The organism is Cyclobacteriaceae bacterium, from assembly GCA_025808415.1.
Taxonomy (GTDB): domain Bacteria; phylum Bacteroidota; class Bacteroidia; order Cytophagales; family Cyclobacteriaceae; genus UBA2336.
In genome coordinates, this window is sequence record CP075525.1 from 3,444,965 (window position 1) to 3,468,590 (window position 23,626).

Below are 23,626 nucleotides of genomic sequence, written 5' to 3' on the forward strand. Positions count from 1 at the left end.
AAGAGTTTTATTTACCTCCGTTACATGCCTGTCCGTTTGGTTCTGTTTATTGGTTTCATACTGTGGGTTAATTACTGCCCCGGACAAGATCTGAACATCCAAAAGACGGACAGTTTGCTCAAGCTTATTGATAAAACAGAAAAACCCGAATTAACTTTTCAGCTTTATCATCAACTGGCTGGGTATACAACCGACCAGAACGCTTCCCTGAACTATGAACAACAAGCCCTTGCCGCAGCGTTACAAACCAACAATAACCAGCTCATTGCTGATGCATACACCAACCTTGGCATTCATTACCGCAAGCATAGTGAATATGCAACAGCTATTTCATACTACATGAAAGCACTGGCTGCCGGCAAAAACGATACAGCACTTCTCAACACGTACCTTGAATTGGGCATTGCACATTTACGTTTGGCAAAATTTGATTCCTCAGCATACTATTTAACAAAAGGAATTACCATTTCTACCGAACAGAACAATCAACCGATGACGGCCTCCTTTTATAATATGATGGGCAATGTGTTGAAGGAAAAAAATAACTACAAAGAAGCTGTTGACTATTACCTGAAGGCCACTGAAATTTTTGAACACCTGCAGGATGATAACGGTTTAACACAAAGTCTTTCCAACATCGGCAACCTGCAAAACCTGATGGGCGATTATGATAAAGCCCTGGAATACGCACAGCAAAGTTTAACCATAGCGGAAAAAATAAACAAGCAACCTTCCATAGCCTATTCAAATCGTTTGCTGGGCAGAATATACCGAAAGCTACAAAAGTATGATGATGCATTACTTGTCTATCAAAAAGCTATCGAAGTATATGAAACCATCGGTGCCAGGCGCGATGTATCGGAAACGCTCACCAGCATGGGCAATATTTATTATGAAAAAGAAGATCTCAATAAAGCCAAGTCATACTACACCCGATCACTAAGCATCAGTAAATCACTCTCCGATTCGGCCAACATGACCTATAGTTATGCAGCACTGGGGTCTGCCTCCGCGCAACTCAGGCAACACACACAGGCTGTTTTGTATTTTGACTCCACCATTCGCATTGCCAGACAGATAAAGCTTCCGGCATTGGTGATGGACTCCTACCTCGGATTAAGTGAATTGTATGCCGATCAGAAAAAATTTGATCTTGCCTACCACTATCATCTGCGCTACACAGCATTAAACGACAGCCTCACCGCACTTCAAAACCGTGAAGAAGCGGCCAATCGTGAAGCACTTTATCAAAATGAAAAAAAGGAAAATGAAATCCGAACACTCAACACCGAAAATGAACTGGCCATGCTACGCCTGCAGCAACAGGAAAGTCAGCGTAACTATCTTATCGGAATTTTGGCGCTGTCGCTTGCGCTGATCGGATTATTGGGCTACCTGTATAATGCCAAACAGAAAATCAACAAAAAACTGGAAACGCTCAACCAGGTACAGTCGCGTTTCTTTGCCAACATCTCGCATGAATTTCGCACACCGCTAAGCCTTATCATCGGGCCACTGCAAAAAACTATTCAGGAAAATCCGCACGCGCCAGAAGCCGCAACGTGGAAAATCATGCATCGCAATGCGGTTCGCTTACACCGGCTGATCAACGAAATATTGGATCTTTCAAAAATTGAATCCGGAAACATGAAATTGCGTACCGCAGAAGGTGACTTGAAACAATTTTTAAAAACAGTTTTCGCTTCATTCATTTCGTTAGCTGAACAAAAGCAAATTGACTATACCCTTCATGCACCCGATGGTTCCGTTACCGGATACTTTGATCGCGACAAGCTTGAAAAAATTGTGAGCAATCTAATCTACAACGCCTTGAAGTTTACGCCCGAGGGCGGACACGTTCAACTTAGTATTACACACATCAATCATCAGCTCACGGTTCAGGTTAAGGATACCGGCCCGGGCATTCCTGCCGATCAGCTTACGCAGATATTCAATCGGTTCCACCAGATTGAAGGCACTGCCGCCAGGATTGTAGAGGGCACCGGCCTGGGGCTGGCGTTATCAAAAGAATTGGCTGAGGCACACCACGGTACATTAACAGCTGAAAGTCCGGAAACGGGGGGCAGTATATTCACACTCACCATTCCTACGGCACGCTCATTTTATAAGAGTGAATTAACTGATCAGGTAGAAACATCAGAATTAATTTATGATGAATACCCGGTTGATGAACAACCTGTTGAAAGTACGGCAACTACAGATCGACCTGTTATCCTTATTGCCGAAGACCATGCAGATATGCGAACTTTTATTCATCAGGTTATAGCAGAACAGTTTGATGTGGTGATGACTGAAAACGGAGATGAAGCCTGGAGCAAAGCCCTGCACCACATTCCCGACCTGGTGATCAGCGACCTGATGATGCCCGGAATAAACGGTACCGAATTGTGCAAACGATTAAAAACACACGAAGCCACCAGCCACATTCCGGTGATTATGCTTACTGCCCGCGCAGACCAGGAAAGTAAACTGGAAGGCCTGCACACCGGGGCTGATGATTACCTTACCAAACCTTTCGATGCCCGTGAACTGCTGGCGCGCATTCAAAACCTGGTGGAACAGCGCAAAAAATTAAAAGCGATATTCAGTCAACAAGCCTCTTCGTTCACCCGTGTCGCTGGTGAGTCGCGCGATACTGCCTTTTACAACAAGGTTATTTCCATTATAGAAAAAAACTTTACCGACCCTGCTTTTGGTATAGAGGAGTTTACCCGCGAAATCGGCATGAGCCGCATGCAATTGCACCGCAAACTCAAAGCACTTACCGATCAATCGCCCGGAGATTTTTTACGGTTGTTTAGACTGGGGCATGCTAAAAAATTGCTTTCCATTAAAGGCATATCGGTGAGTGAAGCGGCTTACCGATCCGGCTTTAATAACCTGCCCAACTTCAGCCGCATCTTTAAGGCATGGGCAGGCGTTACCCCCTCTGAATATCAGGAAAACAGCCTTTCGGAAAATCCAGCTGTTACAAATCAGCAAGACATTGTTACAAATCCGTAACACTTAAACGAAGTATAAGGTCGAAATTTGAAATGAGCTTCTGGCCTTGCCGGATGCCACCAGATTTAATAACAAATTAACCTAACCCTCCTAACCATGAAAAAATATTTGCTTGCCACTTTGTTTCTTATGATTTCCATCTGTGTGAATGCACAAACGCTATCCATAATCCCCAAAATAGGGGCAACTTTTTCAACAATTTCAAGGGAATATGCTGACGATATAAAATCTAAACCGGGCTTTACCCTTGGCGTAGGGGTTAATTATGGTTTAACGGATTTACTTTCCATACAACCGGAATTGAACTTTATTCAAAAAGGTTATAAAGAAGAGAATTCATCTGCCTGGGAAGAAGAGGTTGATGGAAGGTGGTTTTATTATCAAAATGATTACAAACAGGTTGAAACAACCAACTACATAGAATTGCCTGTTTTGGTTAAGGCTACTTTTGGAAAAGTAACAAAATTTCACGTGATGGCCGGGCCATCCCTGGGTGTTGGGCTCGGAGGAAAATATAAAGAAGAAGGATCCTTTACCGAATCGTATGATGACGAAGTGTACGTATACCCGTTGGATGGAAAGGGCGCTATAAAATTTGGTAATGCGCCCGATGGATATGAGGGTAACGACCGGTATATCGACAACCGCATGGATTTTGGCCTTCAGTTGGGTGGAGGTGTGTTCCTGGCCGATAAAATAATGATCGAGGTTCGTTATGGATTAGGTCTTTCGAATTTATATGACCCGGACAACTCCTACGAAACAAAAAACAGGGTACTCCAATTTACGGTAGGTATTCCGCTGCAACCGAAATAACCTTAAAGCAAAATTCTCCTTTGCGGCATTTCTTTTCTGGCCAATGTTATGCGTTAATCCGGTAAACCCGGATTAACGCATCGTAAAAAATATGCTTACTTTGCAAGTAAAATTCTGCCGAATTGAACAAGATTTTAAGAGGGATCGCTCAGCTTATCCTGCTACAGGCCATACTCTTGGCGTTATCATACGCCTCTTACCAACTCAGCTCCGCTACACATTCGTTGTTGTTGTACCTCCCATTGGTATTGGGCATTGTATTCATTCATTGGTTTGGATGGCCGGTGTTGCCCGGTTTACTCATAAACGGAATAACTACTCTCATGATATGGGGGATTTCAAACTTTACCTTGCGCCTCTGGTTGCTTTCCACGCATGAAGCCGTAGTGGCGCTGGTTTCGTGGCTACTGTTTTGTAAACTATTTCCACCCAAAGAAAAAGCACGCTTTGGCAACACTAATTATTTCCTGAGGTTTACATTGCTGGCCGTGCTTATCCCAATAACCATCAACTCCATATATGTGTACCACTATGCTTTTGTACAGGGCGACCCTGACAAAGTTGCGCTTTATTGGCTTTCTGACTTTATAACCATTTTGCCGCTTTCCATTGCCCTGCTGTATTTTTTTTCCTTTGATAAAGCCTCTCAATCCTTTAAGCGCAAAAGGCTTAATTTTTCAAACCGGCTTTGGGTTGAACTGGGGTTGGTTACCCTTGTATTTATTATTCTTTCTTTACTGTTCCCATTCGATAAATATTGGTTCATCTATGGCATTGGTGCTACCCTGTTTGCCCTACGTTGGGGCTTTGCTGCAGTAGTTGTTCTCAACACCATCATTTTCATGCTAAGCTACCTGCTGCCTTTGTTTGAATTTGCGTCTTCCTTGCTTATAAGTTTAGGTTCAACACAATACATAAGTGTACACCTGGGCATGAGCACCATGATGTTTGTATCGCTTTTGGTTGGACGTGTGGTGACTGATCTGCACACTACCGAAAAGAACCTGAAAAATGAAAAGTTAAGAGTTGAGGTCATTAATGAGGAGTTGGAACAAGCCAACCAGGAACTTGATCACTTCGTTTACAGTGTTTCGCATGATTTGAGCGCACCGCTCAAATCAATAAAAGGCCTGGTCACCATCAGTCGCCTGCAACCTGATCAGGCGAATTTATACCTGGACAAAATTGAGCTAAGTGCCAATAAACTGGAAGAGTTCATAAATGAGGTACTGGATTACTCCAGGGCAACACGAAAAAATATTGAACTTGAACAAATTCACATTAAAGAATTAATTGAAGAGATCAATTCGAAGCTTGAGTTCATGGAAAATTTCTCAAAAATCGAATTTACCTATAACCTGAAAATACCCGTGTTTACCAGCGACCGCTTATTGGTTAAAGTGGCGCTCGGTAACATGATTTCCAATGCAATCAAATATCAAAAGAAATTCAAAGACCATCACGCTAAAGTAACTTTCAATTCATTCAAAAATGATAAGGAAATTATTCTTGAAGTGAGCGATAATGGAGAAGGTATCCAAGATCAGTATAAAGGAAAGCTTTTCAGTATGTTTTATCGGGGCACCGCAAGCGCGTCCGGATCGGGCCTTGGCCTTTACATAGCAAGGGAGGCTATAAAAAAAATTGGCGGACAAGTTACATTTGAATCGGTGTGGGGACAGGGATCTACATTCCGTATCCATTTGCCTGACCTTTAAATGCCAATTGCCAACACCTTGGATTATTTCGCTAAACCTGATCTACTTCTTTTGCATGGTGCATGAAATTTCCGAATGTTAGCTGTCACTAATTGGAATTATTCGCCATCTTCGAAGTCGCTAAAAAAACATCCTATGCAAAAATTAAAATTTTTATCCTTAGTAATTATTGCAGCCCTCGCTTGGATTGCTGCGTGTACCCCAGTCGAAAAACAAGTAAGCTTGCCCGATGTGGCACCGCCTGTTGCCACCATTATACCCCATGAATTAACCAGCAAACACGGTGCTGTTCGTACCGATAATTACTACTGGCTAAAGAACCGCGAAGACTCAACCGTGATAAATTACCTCACAGCCGAAAACCATTACCTGGATACCATGATGGCGCACACCAATGCCTTTCAGGAAGCCTTGTTCAATGAAATGCGCGGGCGGATCAAGGAAGATGACGCTTCAGTACCCTACAAGCTTGATGACTATTATTACTACACCCGGTTTGTTACCGGTGGCGAATACCCGATCTATTGCCGCAAAAAAGGATCAATGGATGCACCTGAAGAAATTATTGCCGATGGTAACGAATTGGGCAAGGGGCAGTCATTCTTTAATTTCTTTACTTCAGTGAGTGTTGACCACAAAATGGTGGCTATTGTAATGGATACGGTGGGCAGGAATTTTTACACCGTTAAGTTTAAAGACCTTACTACTGGAAAATACCTGGCCGACAAAATACCCGATACCCGCGGGGGCTACAGTTGGACCAACGACAACAAATCTATTTTCTATGCCGTTCCCGATAAGAAAACGCTGCGCAACTATCAGATTAAACGACATGTATTGGGTACCGCTACTACAACTGATCCTGTTATCTACGAAGAAAAAGATCAAACCCTGGATGTAGGTATCGGTAAAACCAAATCGAAAAAATATTTTATTATCTCTTCCGGACGAACCGATGCAAATTTTTCACAATACATCAGTGCTGACAACCCAGGTAAACCTATCGTTATTGAACCGATCCAGGATAATGTTGAGTATAGTGTTGATCATGCCGGAGGTGATAAGTTTTATATCTATACTAACCTGAATGCTGTAAATTATCGGTTAGCCGAAACCCCGATCAATGCTCCGGGAAAAGCTAACTGGAAAGATGTAATCGCACACCGCGATAATGTTTACCTGCAAGATGTAGACTACTTTAAAGATTACCTGGCGCTGGAAGAAATGAAAACCGGGCTGGCTTCCATCCGCTTAATCAAATGGGCAGATAAATCAGAACACACCATCGACTTTGGCGAGCAGGCTTACTATGCCGGCATTGGTTACAATCCGGATTTTAACACCAACCTTATCCGCTACAACTACCAATCGATGACTACCCCCAACTCAACATTCGATTATAACATGGACACGCGCGAAAAAGAATTAAAAAAAGAACAAGAGGTATTGGGCGGTTTTAATAAAAACGATTACGTTACTGAACGTGTAATGGTAAAAGCCCGAGATGGTAAGGAAGTTCCGCTATCCATTGTTTACAGAAAAGATGCTTTTAAGAAAGACGGCACTTCACCCGGCTGGATATACGGTTATGGCTCTTATGGCGCCTCCATGTTCCCGACATTTAGTATTGCACGCATCAGCCTACTTGATCGTGGATTTGTTTATGCCATCGCACACATTCGCGGTGGAAAAGAAATGGGTGGTGCCTGGCACGATGATGGTAAAATGCTGAACAAGAAAAACACGTTTACGGATTTCATCGATTGTTCAGATTGGTTGATCCAAAACAAGTACGTTGCCAAAGATAAACTCTTTGCCTCGGGCGGTAGTGCCGGTGGCCTACTCATGGGCGCTGTGGTAAACATGCGTCCTGAATTATACCGCGGGGTAATTGCGGCCGTTCCGTTTGTCGATGTGATTACCACCATGGAAGATGAAAGTATTCCATTAACAACCTTTGAATGGAAAGAGTGGGGAAACCCGAACATTAAAGAAGAATATGATTACATGCTCTCCTACTCCCCTTACGATAACGTAGAGAAAAAAGCTTACCCTAATTTAATGGTCACCACCGGGCTGCACGACTCACAGGTGCAGTACTGGGAACCCGCTAAATGGGTTGCCAAACTGCGCGCAATGAAAACCGATAACAACAGACTCTATTTATACACCAACATGGATGCAGGCCATGGTGGGGCCAGCGGCAGGTTCAGAAGGCTACGCGAAACTGCCCGGGAGTATACGTTTGTTTTTGATATACTGGGAATGAAGGAGGTGATTGAAACCAAACCAAAGATTGAGAAGTTGTAAATAATCCCCTTGGCTTGAGTCGACACAGACCAAGTAAAGGAAAATTCAAACTAAAACCTCCAACACCTAAACCTCCGGGGTTTAAGGCTTTGGAGGTTTTTATTTTTTTATACGCCATCCATCAATTTTATCAAAAATTACTTTCTACATTCGGTATCCTAAAATATAAAACCATGAAAAAGACCCTTTTAATCCTTAGCGTGATTACACTCGTAGTAACCAGCTGTAATTTTTCGGCTGGCACCAAAGCCGATCTTGTTTCCGGCCTTTCTTCAACCTGGAATGGCTTAAGCGCTGAAACCATTTACTTTGTTGATCAGGAAGATCAATCCATCACCAACAAACAGGTTTCGTGGAACACCGAATGCTCCTTCGTATTTGAAGGCATAAGCAACTACACCTTAAAAGATGGAAATGCTTTTCCGGGTATCACCTTAACCGTTACCGATCCTTCAGGAGCAGAGGTGGTTGCCTTTGATGATATGCTGGCCAGCTATACAGAAGGTGTATCACCAACCGATGCAGGCGTACTGCGTGCCACCCTAACCGTTGGCGACCCGATGAAAGTTGGCGAAACCTATACCGTAACGGCACGGGTATTCGACAAGCAAAATGCAGAAGCAGAAATTGTAAGTAAAGTTTCTGTTAAAGTGGTTGAGTAGATTTTTCCTTATTCCCTGGTCTGTGTCTTCACAGACCAGGGATAAATTGTTACTCTTTGACCAAACTATACCGGCTTCCACTATACTGCATATCCTGCAGGTTAAGAATTCGCCCGCCCCGTACCGCTTCAAACCACGCGTTGAACTTACTGGTTTTTCCTTCCCACCGGTTGGGCAAAACAATTTCCCAGTTGGACACAGTAGCCTTCCCTTTATACTCCTGCGAATAGGTTGACATGGAACCCACCATGCCTGAGGCGCCCTGATGTTTGCTTACGTAATCACTGTTGGCAAAAAATTCAAACTTATCGCTCATGGCAACGGCACCCATGCCGGCATAAGCACCCGTGTAAGCATTATAATAATTTGCAGTGGCACTTCCACCTCCGCTCCATTTGCCAATGATATCATTTAACGCAACGGCAAACCTGTTGTACCGGCTCATGCCCGGCAATTCAGAATCAAATTCTTTCTCGGCATTCGGAAAGGTTTTTCGCAGGGTGGCTTCATCGGGCATCACCGCCACCACCGGAAACATATTACCGTTAGAAGAGGTGACATACATAGCCAAAAAACAGTTCTTACCCGTTTTGGTATCAATGGCAGTACCTTCAATATAAGGGGCCTGAAATGATGAAATGACTTCACCATGATCGCGGTATTGTTTGGTAAGAATACGAAACTCTTTGGCCAGATAATTATCCCAGTAAAAATCTCTTCCGGCATGGCGCGAAGCATCATTATGTGAAACAGGATAATACACGTGAACCTTGATCGCGCCTTTTGTTACTACCACTTTATCGTTTTCAATAGTCGAAACCCAACCATCATCCCAGTTGGTAACCGAAAAGGTAAAGTTGCCGGTTCGAACAGGTTGAACTGTTGGTGCGCTGTTAGGTGATACAGTGGTTTGAGTTTGTTGGCTCACCGCAGCCGTTGGCAAGGAAGGATTTTGCTGGACAGGAGGTAAAGTTGTTTTGGTTACAGGTTGATTCGAAACAACGGGTAAGGAATTTTCTAAAGCAGGCACGCCCTCTAGCTTGCCAAAATACAGTTCCGGGTTTTTCACATTAAACGACCAATACATGAAATAGTACTGCCCCTGCTTAATCAACCACGCATACTCGGGCCGGTCATCCAGTTGCCTGATTTCCCACCCCCTGGTGTTCAAAGATGTTTTTAGGCTTTCGGTATGATTGACACCGGGGGGAAGCCTGAACACTTCTGCATCGCTTACGGTAACGTTATATTTTTTCGTCTCCCCTTCCAGGAAAGTCATTACCAATGCCACATTGAACACCCGCTTATCCTGCCGCGTGCCGGCCGGAAGGTCAATGCCCGTATAAGCAGAACTGGAAACGGGCACGAGATTTTTCTGCGCAAAAACCGAAACTGATAGCAACAAGCATAATATCAGGTTGAATTTTCGACTTGCCATAACCATTCTCTTTTGTTTAAACGACACTCAAATTTCAAAATCTGTATGGAATTCAACCTAACGGATTGGTGGCATTGGTTAACGGTAATGTTGCATTGCAAAAAAGGTTGATTTCTGAGTACATTGGTGGCGCTAACTAAGTTTTGCATGAAGTGGGGGCGTGTTTTACATTGGTGTTTACTGGTGCTGCCCAGCCAGGTATTTTGGTTTTCAGCACAAGCGCAACCATCACTCGCCCAACACCTTACCTTTCCTGCTGGCACTGTCTATGAAATCCTGCGCGACAGCAAAGGTTTCATGTGGTTTGCTGCTTCCTCAGGGTTGTACCGCTATGATGGCTACACCACCATTGTGTACAAGCATGATCCTGGAAATCCAAATTCATTAAGCGAATCGTTTATCACCGCTTTGCAGGAAGATCGTGACGGTAATCTTTGGGTAGGTACCCTGAATGGCGGGCTCAATAAATTTTTAACAGCCACCAATACCGCTATCCGTCTCAACAAGTCTTCAGCTGATAAAATTGGTATACCAGGCAAATCAATGACGGATATTGATATAGATGATTCTGGTAATGTTTGGGTGATCTCCGGCAAACCTTACAAAATCAACCCGGTCACGCTGGCCATTGATAGTCTTCCACTTGCCTTGCCACCGGATTTTGGCATCACCAAGATTTTATTTGGTCGAAATAACACCGCATGGATAGGCTCCAATGGCGATGGTTTTGGCGTGCTTAATAAAACCACCGGGCAATTTGAAATCTACCGGGTTACCCATCCCGATGCCGCTATTGCTGCCCGGGCCAATGTTATCCGCAACTTTCAGGAAGATGATCAGGGCACCCTCTGGCTCGCAACCTATGGAGGCTTAGTGCAGTTCAATCCTGCCACAAAAAGTATCCGGCATTGGATTAATAAACCTGATGACCCTTTCAGCTTACGGCATAATTCGTTATGGAATATTTATCCTGACAAACACGGAAAAATCTGGATCGCGTCATGGGGTGGTGGATTAAGTTACTACGATGCAACGCATGATCGATTTGAAAACAACATGTTTAAACCCGGGAGCATATTTGGAATAAACAGTAACGAGGCACGCTCGTTTTTTGCCGACAGGGATGGAACGTTTTGGCTGGGCACAAATGGTGATGGCATTTACAAGCTTAAGCCAATTGAAGCCTTGAAAGAGTTTGCCGGATCGGGCCAACTGAAACAACCGATACGGGCAGCTATTGCAGGCAAGCGTTATCACTACTTTCTTTCCGATCAGCATGGATTAATGGCATATTCTGAAAATGAAGGTTTGGTATTTACCCTGCCACCGTTTCGCGACCGTAAACCAAACGGGCTTGGCGGAAACTTTGTTTCAGGTGTTGTTGAACGTGGCGATGGAAAAATTTTTATCGGAACCGACTTTGGTATTACCGAGTTTGACCCGGAAACCAAAAAAGCTAACTACTATTTTAACATACCGGGAGATAATACGAGCCTTAGCCACAATTCGGTAAACTCTATTTTTATCGATTCAAAAAACAGGCTTTGGGCAGGCACTCCGTTCGACCTGAATTTATTCCTGCCCGATAAAAAACAGTTTTTTAAGTTCCGTAAGCCTGAGTTTTTTCAGAAAAGCATCATGCAATTTTTGGAAACGGACGAAGGGCTATGGCTTGGAACGGCCACCGGTGGCCTTTTGTTATTCAACGCGGAAAAAGACAGCATCATCCATAACTTTCAATATGAAGCAGGCAGTAAAGGCTTAAGTAATAATTACATCACTGCGTTATTTCAAGACCATCAAAACTACATCTGGATTGGCACGCGACAGGGCCTAAACCGCTACAACCCTAATACCAAAAAAGTTGAACGGATGCATACGGCTACACAGCTGGATGGCAGCAGCATTGGCATCATTGCTGCTGGAAAAGGCTATGAAATTTTCATTCAATCAGACCATGGCCTTTATAGCTGTTTCAGAAAACAGGCCGCTAACGAATTCGAATTTGTAAAGTTACCTTCACCTGTCTCCTCATCGGTTATTCAATTACTTAGTGTAAAAGACCGGAACTATAATCTTGTTATTGCCGACAAAGTCTACCAGCTACCCTATTCCGCTTACATCGTATCAACAACAGCAGTACCCATTGTGATTACTCAGTTTTCCATCGATCCAAACAACAGCCATCCGCTTGATTCTTCGGAATTAGTCATTAATCCATCTTTTCGAAACGGTATTACACTGGCCTATGATCAAAACCTTTTTTCCATTGAATTCTCCTTGCTTGATTTTACAGACCCCAACACCAATGAATACGCCTACATGCTGGAGAACTTCGATAACACATGGACGTACAGCGGCACGCGAAGGTTCGTAACATACACCAACATTAGCCCGGGTACCTACATCTTTCATGCAAAAGGAAAAGGACACAATGAGGCCTGGAATGAAGAAGGTGTCTCCATGGTCATTACGGTTCTCCCTCCTCCATGGAAAACGTGGTGGGCATACACAACTTATGGAATAATTTTGATCGGGTTATTATGGGCCGCCAGAAAAAACATCATTAACCGCGAACGCCTGAAAGCACAAGTGGCATTAGAGCAGAAAGAAAAACAAACACTGCGCGAACTGGACCACCTGAAAACAAAATTCTTCTCCAACATCACGCATGAGTTCCGCACACCGTTAACCTTAATACAAGGGCCTGCCGATAATTTACTTGAAAAAACTACCGATAAAGAAACCGTTCAACAACTTAACCTGATCAAATCCAACGCACAGCGTTTGCTCAAACTTATCAATCAACTACTTGACCTCGCAAAGTTAGACGCCAACGAAACCAAACTGGATAAAAAACCATTAAACCTCGCTTCGTTGTGCCGCGCCACCATTGCCCAATTCACCAGCATGGCCGAATCACGCAACATTAGCTTTCAATGGCAGCTAACCGAACCCATACCTACCGTAGTGGGTGATGAAGAAAAAATTGAAACCATACTCATCAACCTCATGTCAAACGCTTTGAAGTTTACCCCATCAGGCGGGAATGTTAAAGTGTTTGCCCAATTTCAGGATGATAAATTTTTGTTTAAGGTAGAAGACACCGGCCGTGGTATTCCGGCCAATAAACTGGAACATATTTTCGACAGGTTTTACCAGGTTGAAGCATCCGACAGCAGCCATGCAGAAGGTACCGGTATTGGCCTGGCACTGGTTAAAGAATATGTAGAACTGATGAGGGGAATTATCCATGTGCAAAGTATTCCGGGAAAAGGAACGGTATTTACCGTTACGTTACCCCTTCAACCGTCAACAACACAGACAGAACCTGATACCGAGCAATACAACACTCCGCTTATCCAGCAGGAAGCAACCGAAACCAATGGCGAAGCGCACCTGCCAATGCTCTTGCTGGTGGAAGACAACGAAGACATACGCACGTTAATAAAAAGCTGTTTAGGTGCAGCTTATCGTTACCGTGAAGCACGGCATGGAAAAGAGGGGTTGGAGAAAGCCCGGACAGAAATTCCGGATATGATCATCAGCGACCTGATGATGCCCGAAATGGATGGCCTTGAGTTTTGTGAACGCGTAAAAAAAGACCCAAACACCAACCACATCCCGTTTATCATGCTCACGGCCAAAGCTGCCGATGAGCACAAACTTACCGGTTTACAAACCGGAGCGGATGATTACCTGATTAAGCCTTTCAACAAGCAAGAGCTTATTTTTAAAGTACAAAACCTGGTGCAGCTTCGTGAAAAACTGCAGGAACACATTAAGCTTAACCTGTTAACCAAAGCCACTCCGGTAAAGGCTGTTTCGGCTTCGGAACAGTTTATTATGAAAGCCAAAACCTTTGTGGAGTCCAACCTTGGCGATGCGTCACTTTCGGTTGAGCGATTGGCGGAAGAACTGAACCTGGGCCGCGAACAATGTTACCGTAAAATCATGGCCCTTACCGGATTGTCACCCTCTGCCTTTATCCGTAAACTGAAATTACAACGGGCTGCCCAACTTCTTGCCGCAAAAGCCGCCCCGGTTTCGCAGGTGGCCTACCAGGTTGGGTATGAAAACCTTTCCCACTTTAGTAAAGCCTTTAAAGAAGAGTTTGGCAAACTACCCAGCGAGTACTCCTGAGGCTTCAGATATTCTTCAGCCTTAAACTGAACTTGTCATCCTGAGCCTGTCGAAGGCTGCCAGCAGTATATGGAAATCGGTTTTCACGGGTAAGACATCCATAAAACAACCACAACGTTAAGCAATTCCACATAGGCGTTAACAGGTTTTTAGATAATACACGCAGTTTTGAAGCGCAATTAACCACATTGAACTATGCGCAAGAAACTACCCCACATCATCACAACCCTGGGTCTACTGGGGTTCCTTACGGGATCTGTGATGTTAATAGATTCGGAAAAACTTTTAAGCTTTACAACTGAACTGCCCAAACCTGATCAAACCCAAACATCCCTTAAGCAATTCGGCCTCACGCCCACTCAGGCAATGAGTTTTGGTATACTCTTATTCGGGCTGGGCCTGAGTGTTTTTGGCTATCGACAAGTACAAAAACAAAAACGCGAAAAGAAAACCAACTCGATCACCTTTGACTTTACAAAGGGCGATACCAAAAATCAAACACTGCGCGAAGTGGCAGTAGTAAGCTTTGTACTGGGGAGTCTTTTCTTTTCAGCCTGTGGAGGAGCAGGTTCAAAGGATGGAATAAAAATAATAGACGGTGACAACAGCTTTACGGTTAAAGAAAATGAAATCGTATCCGAAGATGGTACGAAAGGCTATAGGGGCGATAGTGACAACACCAACCTGCAAACGATTTATGAGGTTTTAACTTTTGATAATATACACCTGATTGACGGTGCAGATAAAAAAATTACAGGCGAAACGGTTGCCCTGAACTCGAAATTCTCCATCGTGTATGAAGGAATTAAAAATTACACCCTTAAGAACGGCAAGGCCTATCCCAAACTAACGATGATGATGACGGGTGAGAGCGGAGTGATTGTAAATGAAGACGATTTGCTGGCCTCCTACACCGAGGGCTTATCGCCTGAAGATGCATCCGTATTACGTGCCACGTTTACCGTAGGTGAGCCCATGCAACCCGGCAAAGATTACATCTGCTACGTTACGGTAACCGATAAAAATAACAGCTCGGCCACCATTCAAACTACGTGGCTTTTTAAAGTAAAATAAAAAACAACAATACTATGAAAACGGCCCTCAGTTTTGCGCTTACACTTTTGATTTCAGTTTCCTCATTTGCAATTGTTCGTACGGTAAGTAACGATGCTACGCGTCCGGCACAGTTTAATGGAACAGGGAACACAGGATTTGTTGCTGCCCATACGGCATCCTCGGCAGGCGATACGATTTACGTGTATGGTTCACCTTTCGATTATGGCACCCTCACCATTAGCAAAAGGCTTGTAGTAATTGGAGCAGGTTATGCACCTAATAATCAGTTCGGGCAACCCACCAGGGCTACTGGCATTAGTCTGTTCCGTGATGGCTCCACCGATCCTTCTGGTTCGGTAATCATAGGGTTCTTTATCAGTGGGAGCATTAACTGCACTGGTACACTAATTACCAATAATGTAACCGTATTCCGTAACCGTATAAACAATTACATTTATCTATACATCAATTCAACTCTTCAAGCTACCGGTTGGACGATCTACAACAACATCGTTTACCAGGTGCTTGCCAATGCCACTTCCAGAACCGGAGCCTCAGCCACTAATATTCTTATCGCTAACAATATTATTACCGGTAGCGTCACAAACTTTAATAGCAATACAGTATTAATCGATCACAATGTTTTTCTGGGTTCAACTAATCTATACCAGCTTTGGAATGCCATTGTAACCAATAATATTTTTGTCCGGGCAAGCGGTGATATTTTTTCGAGCGAAGTGGTGTTCTGCACGTTTAATAAAAATATTTCACTTCAAAATACCATCGCCCCAGCTTCTTTATATAATCCAACAAACATTTTCGAAACAACATTTACGAGTACAGGGGGTGGCTCCAACTCCGGTAGCGGTAACCTGGTAGGCACTAATCCCTTGTTTGTGAATGTGCCCAACAACAATACCTATGATGTTACCTACAATTATCGCCTGCAAGCGGGCTCTCCAGGTAAAGCACCTTTCAGCACAGATGGAACAGACGCAGGTATTTATGGTGGAACCTATCCTTTCCCTTCTGGCGGAACTGCAGGCAGTGGTTTTGATACTGCTCCTATGCCGCCCATTCCACAGGTAACGGCAGTAAACATTCAAAATGCCACTATCGCACCTAACGGTACGCTGAATGTGCAGGTTCAAGGAAGAGTGAATAATTGATCGCTGTGATTAACAGACTTCAAGCAATGAAACCAAATTGGTATTGGTTGTTAGTAAGTAGTCGAGGATCCATGGTCCATAGCATACAATCGACTATGGACTATGGACTAAAGAACTATGGACTTTTTATTCTGTGCTGCTTACTCAGTGTAACAGCTTTCACCCAAACCATTAACCGTGCTGAATATTTTATTGACACCGATCCAGGAAACGGAAACGGAACATCTGTAACAGTTTCAGCACCATCGGCCAATGTGAATTTCAATTTTACAATCAATACAAATGCGCTAAGTATTGGCTTTCACACCCTGGGTTTCAGGCTGCGACAAAATAACGGACTGTGGAGCCATCCCAACCATACATTGTTTTTTATCACACCGGTAATACCCGCCTCGAACAACTTAGTAACCGCGGAATACTTTTTTGATGCCGACCCGGGCTTTGGAAACGGTACAGCCTTTTCATTCACCCCGGGCAACGCTGTAAACATTCCTGCACTGAATGTAAACATTGGTTCTTTGTCGCCAGGTTTTCACTTTATAAGTTTTCGCTTTCGCGATGACCGCGGCCGATGGACACATGCCAGTGCGCATAGTTTTTATGTGATACCGCCTGTAACTACTGACCCTGCAACCAATATTACACGTATGGAATATTTTTTCAATACCGATCTGGGGCCGGGCAACAATACCTCCATACCCATTACGGCAGGAAACCCTCAGAGCAATTCAGTGCCGATTACACTACCCGGAACACTTACTCCCGGCTTCCATCAAATCGGCTTTCGTTACCGCGATAATAAAAACCGGTGGAGCCATGCCGAAACAAAAACGTTCTATGTGCTCAATACGGCTTCACTTTCCAACCGTCAGATCGTAGCAGCCGAATATTTTATAGATAACATACACGGTACAGGAACTGGTACACGCATACCGGGTATTGTACCTGCGACTGATCTGAATCAACTTGTAGCGTTGGACATGACCGGTGTACCAACCGGCAACCATACGTTAAGCATCCGCATTAAAGATTCACAGGGCGTGTGGAGCCTTCTGGAAACAGCAAACTTTACGGTATCGGCCTGCACGCCACCCGCCCCTCCTGCGGCTACTGGTGTAAGCCGGTGCAACGAAGGTACCGTTACTCTTAACGCTACCGGTGCCACAGGCGCTCAAGTGTACCGTTGGTACGATGACCCGATATTGAATAACCTTTTATTTACCGGATCTTCATTCATTACTCCTTCACTCACCACCTCCAAAAATTATTATGTCAGCATTTTTGATCCGGGAACGAATTGTGAAAGCTCGCGTGTAACGGTCGCTGCCACCGTAACCACTATTGCTAAACCCACCATCAACCCTTTGGGAAATCTCTCTATTTGTCAGGGCAGTTCGGTATTTCTTTCTGCACCATCAGGGTTTGCTCAATATATATGGTCAAAAGACGGAGCTACGCTAACCGATGCCACGCAACAAATACTGGCCACACAATCGGGAAGCTATACCGTACAGGTAGGCGATGGAACATGCCAGAGCGAAGCATCCGAAGCCGTTATATTAACGGTTATCCCTGCACCTGCCAAACCGGTGATTACAGTTACCGGCAATACCACCATTTGCGGAACAGGTTCAGTTGATTTAACCGGGCCAAATGGTTTTGAATATCTATGGTCGAATGGGGCTACCACACAAACTATTTCTGTAACACAAACCGGTGTGTTCTTTCTTACGATAAGAACAACCGGTGCAAACTGCCCAAGCTTGCCATCAGACCCAGTGGTGGTTACTGTCCTCACGCCTCCTTGCGGTGGCGGCAATCCAACCAATGCCCCTCCGGCAGTAAATCCAACACCGCTGGCTTCACAAATTGAAGGTAAAGTGGACGTTGACCTTACCGCATTGGTGAGTGATCCGGATAACAACATTGACTTCTCAACCCTGCGTGTAATCAATAACATTACCGCGCGCGGAGTAGCGGCAATTATTGATGCATCATACTTTTTAAAAATTGACTATACCGGCAATCCATTTACCGGCACTGACCGCATAACGCTGGAAGTGTGCGACCTTGCCGGACTTTGTGTTCAACAGGTTATCGACATAGAGGTAGTCGGTGCCGTAGTAGTGTATAACGGCCTTACACCCGATGGCGATGGCCACAACGATTTCCTGTTTATCAAATACATTGATGTGGTGGAGGGCGCTTCGCAAAACCGCGTGATGATATTTAACCGCTGGGGCGATGTGGTGTTTGACATTGAAAATTACAACAACATCGACCGCGTGTTTACCGGGTTGAGTAAAAACGGCTCGGAACTTCCCTCCGGTACCTATTTCTATAAAATTGAATTGTCGGGTAATAAACCATTAACCGGTTTCATCACCTTAATGCGATAGCCATGAAAAGATTTCAACACATTTTCGGTGCGTTTTGGTTAGGTCCCTCTCACAAGGCTGATGATCGCGGTTGTCAGCCTTGCCGCACCAACATCAGGCCATTCCAGATGATTGTCCTATTGATGTTCATCACTCTGAAAACCATACAAGCCCAGCAAGATCCATTGTATTCGCAATACATCTTTAATCCATTTATCATCAACCCGGCTTATGCCGGCTTTAGTAAAGACCTGACCGGATTGGCAGCCTATCGTGTGCAGTGGGCCGGTATGGATGGCAGCCCTGTAACCATGAATGCCTCCGGACATATGGCCCTGGCCGATAACCGCATGGGACTTGGGCTAACCATACTTCAGGATAAGATCGGTACGAATAAAACTAATGAGTTCCTGGTTTCGTACGGCTACCACATCAGCTTCCGAAACAACAGTCGTGTATCGTTTGGCCTGCAGGCTGGTGTGGTTAACTACCGTAACGATTTCAACGATCTGACCATCGATAAAAACGATCCGAAATTTCAAAGCAGCATCAGTGAGTTCAGCCCGAGTTTTGGGGCCGGCATTATTTATTCCTCCGATAAATTTTACCTGAGTGTTTCCGTTCCGAAAATGCTGGACGGAAAAACCACTACATCCGATAACATTGATGTGGTGTTGTACAGCCAGCAGTTTTATGGGATGGGTTCGTACCTGTTCACACTTTCACACCGCCTTAAACTCAAACCTTTTATAATGGCCCGATACACTGCAGGTGCACCGGTGAATACCGATTTTGGTGTCGCACTGAATGCTGACGACAGTTATACGTTAGGCTTGTTTACCCGAAGCTTGCATACCTATGGCGCCATGATGAAAATTAATTTAGGCGATATGCTGCGGGTGGGATACATTTTTGAATTGCCTACAGATAAGTCGGTGGGGTTAAACTATACGGCACATGAAATAACCGTTGGCATCCGAACACGTTTGCTACGGTTTCACGATCTGAGCACGATTTCGGATTTCTAAATAAACTTAAAAAACATCCTAACCCTTAAGCTAAATTTTTACCCAATGAAGCGACTAATTTTTGCTTATTGTTTATTAATTATCGCTATCGCTGGATTTGCTCAATCAAAAGTTAATCCAGTTACACGATCTGAGATGGCCGGCATTGAACTGCCCGTTGGGTCTAAACAAGACAAACGCATCCTGGCAACCGCCTCAGCCAAAACATTACTGGACATGACAGCGGAAGAAAATAAAATTAACCTGGAGGAAGATGTGGAAGTTTTTACTTTAGTCGGAACTGTTGGGTCAGGCACAGTAGAGCAGGTAAAGCTTGCCGCTCAGCAAGCAGGTTGGCAACTTACATCCCTTTCAGGCCAAACCAGGTACTGGGTGCTGAGTAAAAATTACTCCTCGCTGCTTATGTATCTGGAATCCAACAAAAGAGACACGCAACTTTATTTATCGCGAATAAAGACAGGCCAAAACAATACCACACCAGTCATTTCACAAAGTACTCCTCCGCAAAATAAATCAAACGATCAACCCGCTAATTCAGTACCCGTAACTACTCCACAAAAAGAAAGTACTGAACAAAGAATTACAGCATCCCCAGCTTCATCACCTCCTTCAGGATATAAATTTACCACCATCAACTTTGATGATGGCTGGGTTAGCACTGTGCGCGAAGATTGGGTGGAGGTAACAAAAAACAACGTGCGGGTTCTTATTCATTATCCTAACCCCACTACCAACGAATACATATCCGATCCAAATGAAATGAAGCGCATTGCCTGGAATATCTTAGTAGCACCACGCTATAGCAACCTGCAAAATTATTTCGTGGCAAAGTGTGCACTTTCCTATATCCAGGGATCATTTATATCCGGAACACTTACGGACAACAAAACCGGGCAAACGGTATATGTGGCACTTTTTAAACGCGATAGAAGTCCATGGATGGAATTTATTGCACCGAACATTACTGCCTTTGGGCAAGCTACCGGCTTTGATATAACTACCCTTAATGGGTATGTTGAAAATGAAGCATGGAATCCATTGCACAAGTTTGAGGGTTATAACAAATTTGCCGTAGCAGCTTCAGACCTAACCGGCACATGGACAAACAACTTCAGTGGTTTTACTCAATACGTCAATGCCTATACCGGTGCAGATGCCGGAATGAATACGCATTCTTCCTCGCAAACTTTTGAGTTTCTTGCCAATGGTACCTATAATTGGTCGATAGGCGTTGCCAGTGGATTTGTGGGGAGTATAAAATTTTCAAACGCTAAATCATCCGGAAAATTCACCAACCCCAACAACTGGCAAATTCATTTCTCAGACCTGGAAGGCAAACCAAAATTGTATAATGCTTATTTCTCCTGCATAAAAGGAGCGCGTATTTTATGGCTGCAGGATACCGGCTATGGTGATTACTCCGGTTATGGAAGAAAAGAGTAATTGTAGACTTCCAAGAATTTCAAAACTTTAATGATGTGAAGATTTTTTTACAAGTGCCTTTACTATTCTCTTCACAAACCCAGGCCCCTCATACACAAAGCCTGTATAAAGCTGAATTAAATCAGCACCTGCGTTTAATTTATCGATCGCATCTTGCACCGACATTATTCCGCCTACACCAATAATGGGGAAATCAGGTCCAAGCTGTTTACGCAGATACCGGATGACTTCGGTTGAATGATGTGTTAAAGGTTTTCCACTCAAACCACCAGCCCCGATCTTTTGAACTATGTCAGTCGGTGTTGTTAAATGCTCACGTGATATGGTAGTGTTGGTGGCAATGATGCCATCGGTATTGGTCTCCTTCAAAATCTCAATCACATCATCCAGTTGTTCAACCGTAAGGTCAGGTGCAATTTTTAATAAAACGGGTTTGGGGTTAAGCTTGGCAGCCACTTGTGCTTTAACAAAGGTCAGTAACTTTCGTAAGGGTTCCTTTTCCTGTAAGTCGCGTAAGCCCGGTGTATTCGGTGAGCTAACATTCACGACAAAATAATCCACTACCGGATAAAGTGCTTCAATGCAATAGGCGTAATCATCCAGCGCTTTTTCATTGGGTGTGTTTTTGTTTTTACCGATGTTACCCCCAACAATTACATCCGACTTTCTTTTCTGTAGTCGCTCCACGGCTGCCAGCACGCCTCCATTATTAAACCCCATCCGGTTAATCAGGGCCTGATCTTGAGGCAGCCTGAACAATCGAGGCTTATCATTACCGGGTTGGGGCTTGGGCGTTAATGTTCCGATTTCAATAAACCCAAAACCAAAGCTGGCGAGTTCGTCAATGAGTTTGGCATCTTTATCAAAGCCGGCTGCCAGGCCAATGGGATTTTTGAATGTGATACCGAACAAGGTACGCTGAAGAGAGGTGTGCCGGTAACTGAAAAGCGCTGACAACAGGGGTATAAATCCAGGTACAGATCCCTTCCATCGCAAAAGCGAAAAAACCAAATGATGTACCCGCTCAGGATCCATCAAAAAAAGCAAAGGGCGTATGAGAGCTTTATACATAAACGCAATGGCAAGTGCTGCAACATTATGCAATAGGCCAGAAAATAAAAAACGCCAGGTGCATTACCTGGCGTTCATTATATGCAATACTAAAGATGCTCTATAACATCAGAGTTTCACGGTAATACCAAAACTTCCTCCTCCTGTCCCGCTGCCACCTCCAAACTCGAGATTAACACCAAATTTATTGGAGAAGAAATAGCGGCCACCAATCTGGCCATCCAAGCCAAGGCCTGAAGCACGTGCACCGGAGTACTCATTATCCGACCAGATCAAGTACCCGATAGTAAGGCCGGCATATAAATTCCATTCGCTGGGCATGTCCAGAAGCTTGTTGAAGTGATAATTGCCATTGAAGCCAATTACGAATAAGCTCTGGTTCCAGTCGGCACCTAAGGCGCGGTATTTATAATTTCTGTAAGATACACGGGGACCGATGGTAATATCTTCGTGCACACCAAAGTCCACACCGGCATAAACCGGTACTCCCCAGCCTGAAAAACCAAGGCCGGCATTAAATTGCTTTCCGCCTTTACCCGGAGGGGCCTGGGCGATTGACACTGCACAAGCAAGTAGACTGAAAACAAAAAGCAAACTGATCTTTTTCATAGTTGTATTTAGTTGATCTTATTTAAGTTCTAAAAAATAAATTGTCAGCAAGTATACAGGCATCCGTTGGTTTTTGCAACCCTTGCCCGGTTAACGGCAACCATAGCTATGGATAACTTATCCGACCGTTAAGCTTACTTTTTTCGTTGTTTACCCGTTTTCACCTTTTTGTTTCTGTCGGGAAACTTTCGGAAGGCATTGCGTACAGCTGCATCTAACAAGTTGCTTCCCCGGGTACGGGTAATGTCCATCATACCTTCGGCCGACCAGACCGCTGTTTTGCGGGCGGTGTCTTCAATCTCTAAAATAAGCATACCCTGTGTAAATTCTCTCGACCAGCCCTGATCCTGGTTTGCACCCGATGGATTGGTGACCACAAACTGGCCGATTTGCCCCTGGCGTTGCACATCCATTCGGATGGTGGTTTCCACAACATAAGAAACCGTGAGTTGGGCTGTAGAGTCTTCCAAAAATTTATAACCACGCATTTCCAACTCCCTGATTATAGATGGTTTTATGGCCTCATATAGTGCCTCTTTATTGATCGGCTGATCGGCATTGGCAATTACGCTCCCGCGTACAACGGTGAACGTTTCGTATTTTAACAGATCGACCCCGCTGGCCGTAGAGGTGGTGAAATCCTGACAAAGAAGATTTGCCGAAAGAAAAACAAAAAGACTTACCATTAATGCTTTCTGCGGGTTCATAATCCGAAATTAAGGATAAATCAAAATGTATCCTATGTTATACTTCACATTAAA

The 23,626-nt window shown here is 44.2% G+C and carries 15 protein-coding genes; 11 read left to right on the plus strand and 4 right to left on the minus strand.

Features of this window, described 5'->3' with window-relative positions:
* The first annotated feature begins 24 nt into the window (after nucleotides 1–24).
* The 5 genes from KIT51_15260 to KIT51_15280 all read left to right on the plus strand — a co-directional run bounded on the left by KIT51_15260 (nucleotide 25) and on the right by KIT51_15280 (nucleotide 8,530).
* Nucleotides 25–3,024, plus strand: a complete 3,000-nt coding sequence (locus KIT51_15260) for a tetratricopeptide repeat protein (GenBank protein UYN86208.1) — start codon at nucleotides 25–27, stop codon at nucleotides 3,022–3,024.
* Nucleotides 3,025–3,120: 96 nt separating this feature from the next.
* The gene (locus KIT51_15265; protein UYN86209.1) at nucleotides 3,121–3,840 is read left to right on the plus strand and encodes a PorT family protein; all 720 of its coding nucleotides are present in this window, start codon (nucleotides 3,121–3,123) and stop codon (nucleotides 3,838–3,840) included.
* 122 nt (nucleotides 3,841–3,962) lie between these two features.
* On the plus strand, nucleotides 3,963–5,558 hold the full coding sequence (locus tag KIT51_15270) for a GHKL domain-containing protein (GenBank protein ID UYN86210.1): 1,596 nt from the start codon (nucleotides 3,963–3,965) through the stop codon (nucleotides 5,556–5,558).
* A 135-nt stretch (nucleotides 5,559–5,693) separates the two neighbouring features.
* Nucleotides 5,694–7,868, plus strand: a complete 2,175-nt coding sequence (locus KIT51_15275; protein UYN86211.1) for a S9 family peptidase — start codon at nucleotides 5,694–5,696, stop codon at nucleotides 7,866–7,868.
* A 173-nt stretch (nucleotides 7,869–8,041) separates the two neighbouring features.
* A complete protein-coding gene (locus tag KIT51_15280; protein UYN86212.1) occupies nucleotides 8,042–8,530 on the plus strand; it encodes a hypothetical protein in 489 nt (162 codons plus the stop codon).
* A gap of 49 nt (nucleotides 8,531–8,579) precedes the next feature.
* Here the strand turns inward: KIT51_15280 and KIT51_15285 are convergent, their stop codons facing one another.
* Nucleotides 8,580–9,968: a hypothetical protein gene (locus KIT51_15285; GenBank protein ID UYN86213.1), complete on the minus strand. Its 1,389-nt coding sequence runs from the start codon at nucleotides 9,966–9,968 to the stop codon at nucleotides 8,580–8,582.
* A 147-nt stretch (nucleotides 9,969–10,115) separates the two neighbouring features.
* Here KIT51_15285 and KIT51_15290 point away from each other — a divergent pair, with 147 nt between their 5' ends.
* The 6 genes from KIT51_15290 to KIT51_15315 all read left to right on the plus strand — a co-directional run bounded on the left by KIT51_15290 (nucleotide 10,116) and on the right by KIT51_15315 (nucleotide 21,185).
* Nucleotides 10,116–14,111: a response regulator gene (locus KIT51_15290; GenBank protein ID UYN86214.1), complete on the plus strand. Its 3,996-nt coding sequence runs from the start codon at nucleotides 10,116–10,118 to the stop codon at nucleotides 14,109–14,111.
* A gap of 195 nt (nucleotides 14,112–14,306) precedes the next feature.
* Nucleotides 14,307–15,185, plus strand: coding sequence for a hypothetical protein (locus KIT51_15295; protein ID UYN86215.1), 879 nt, complete (start codon nucleotides 14,307–14,309; stop codon nucleotides 15,183–15,185).
* Nucleotides 15,186–15,199: 14 nt separating this feature from the next.
* Nucleotides 15,200–16,336, plus strand: a complete 1,137-nt coding sequence (locus tag KIT51_15300) for a hypothetical protein (protein UYN86216.1) — start codon at nucleotides 15,200–15,202, stop codon at nucleotides 16,334–16,336.
* Between the two features lie 95 nt (nucleotides 16,337–16,431).
* Nucleotides 16,432–18,735, plus strand: coding sequence for a gliding motility-associated C-terminal domain-containing protein (locus tag KIT51_15305; protein UYN86217.1), 2,304 nt, complete (start codon nucleotides 16,432–16,434; stop codon nucleotides 18,733–18,735).
* 2 nt (nucleotides 18,736–18,737) lie between these two features.
* The gene (locus KIT51_15310) at nucleotides 18,738–19,742 is read left to right on the plus strand and encodes a type IX secretion system membrane protein PorP/SprF (protein ID UYN86218.1); all 1,005 of its coding nucleotides are present in this window, start codon (nucleotides 18,738–18,740) and stop codon (nucleotides 19,740–19,742) included.
* 45 nt (nucleotides 19,743–19,787) lie between these two features.
* A complete protein-coding gene (locus KIT51_15315) occupies nucleotides 19,788–21,185 on the plus strand; it encodes a hypothetical protein (protein UYN86219.1) in 1,398 nt (465 codons plus the stop codon).
* A gap of 27 nt (nucleotides 21,186–21,212) precedes the next feature.
* On the opposite strand, the gene KIT51_15320 is transcribed toward KIT51_15315, so the two are convergent.
* From KIT51_15320 to KIT51_15330, 3 genes are all read right to left on the minus strand, one after another.
* Nucleotides 21,213–22,256 carry a quinone-dependent dihydroorotate dehydrogenase gene (locus KIT51_15320; GenBank protein UYN86220.1) on the minus strand — a complete coding sequence of 348 codons (1,044 nt, stop codon included), beginning with the start codon at nucleotides 22,254–22,256 and terminating at the stop codon, nucleotides 21,213–21,215.
* 108 nt (nucleotides 22,257–22,364) lie between these two features.
* Nucleotides 22,365–22,865: a hypothetical protein gene (locus tag KIT51_15325; GenBank protein ID UYN86221.1), complete on the minus strand. Its 501-nt coding sequence runs from the start codon at nucleotides 22,863–22,865 to the stop codon at nucleotides 22,365–22,367.
* Nucleotides 22,866–22,999: 134 nt separating this feature from the next.
* A complete protein-coding gene (locus tag KIT51_15330; protein UYN86222.1) occupies nucleotides 23,000–23,572 on the minus strand; it encodes a DUF4136 domain-containing protein in 573 nt (190 codons plus the stop codon).
* Nucleotides 23,573–23,626: the final 54 nt, after the last annotated feature.

Excerpts from the sequence above, each read along its gene's own strand:
- KIT51_15260 (UYN86208.1), top strand. The coding sequence starts at position 25 with ATGCCTGTCCGTTTGGTTCTGTTTATTGGTTTCATACTGTGGGTTAAT.
- KIT51_15265 (UYN86209.1), top strand. The coding sequence starts at position 3,121 with ATGAAAAAATATTTGCTTGCCACTTTGTTTCTTATGATTTCCATCTGT.
- KIT51_15275 (UYN86211.1), top strand. The coding sequence starts at position 5,694 with ATGCAAAAATTAAAATTTTTATCCTTAGTAATTATTGCAGCCCTCGCT.
- KIT51_15280 (UYN86212.1), top strand. The coding sequence starts at position 8,042 with ATGAAAAAGACCCTTTTAATCCTTAGCGTGATTACACTCGTAGTAACC.
- KIT51_15285 (UYN86213.1), bottom strand. The coding sequence starts at position 9,968 with ATGGCAAGTCGAAAATTCAACCTGATATTATGCTTGTTGCTATCAGTT.
- KIT51_15290 (UYN86214.1), top strand. The coding sequence starts at position 10,116 with ATGAAGTGGGGGCGTGTTTTACATTGGTGTTTACTGGTGCTGCCCAGC.
- KIT51_15295 (UYN86215.1), top strand. The coding sequence starts at position 14,307 with ATGCGCAAGAAACTACCCCACATCATCACAACCCTGGGTCTACTGGGG.
- KIT51_15300 (UYN86216.1), top strand. The coding sequence starts at position 15,200 with ATGAAAACGGCCCTCAGTTTTGCGCTTACACTTTTGATTTCAGTTTCC.
- KIT51_15305 (UYN86217.1), top strand. The coding sequence starts at position 16,432 with ATGGACTATGGACTAAAGAACTATGGACTTTTTATTCTGTGCTGCTTA.
- KIT51_15310 (UYN86218.1), top strand. The coding sequence starts at position 18,738 with ATGAAAAGATTTCAACACATTTTCGGTGCGTTTTGGTTAGGTCCCTCT.
- KIT51_15315 (UYN86219.1), top strand. The coding sequence starts at position 19,788 with ATGAAGCGACTAATTTTTGCTTATTGTTTATTAATTATCGCTATCGCT.
- KIT51_15320 (UYN86220.1), bottom strand. The coding sequence starts at position 22,256 with ATGTATAAAGCTCTCATACGCCCTTTGCTTTTTTTGATGGATCCTGAG.
- KIT51_15325 (UYN86221.1), bottom strand. The coding sequence starts at position 22,865 with ATGAAAAAGATCAGTTTGCTTTTTGTTTTCAGTCTACTTGCTTGTGCA.
- KIT51_15330 (UYN86222.1), bottom strand. The coding sequence starts at position 23,572 with ATGAACCCGCAGAAAGCATTAATGGTAAGTCTTTTTGTTTTTCTTTCG.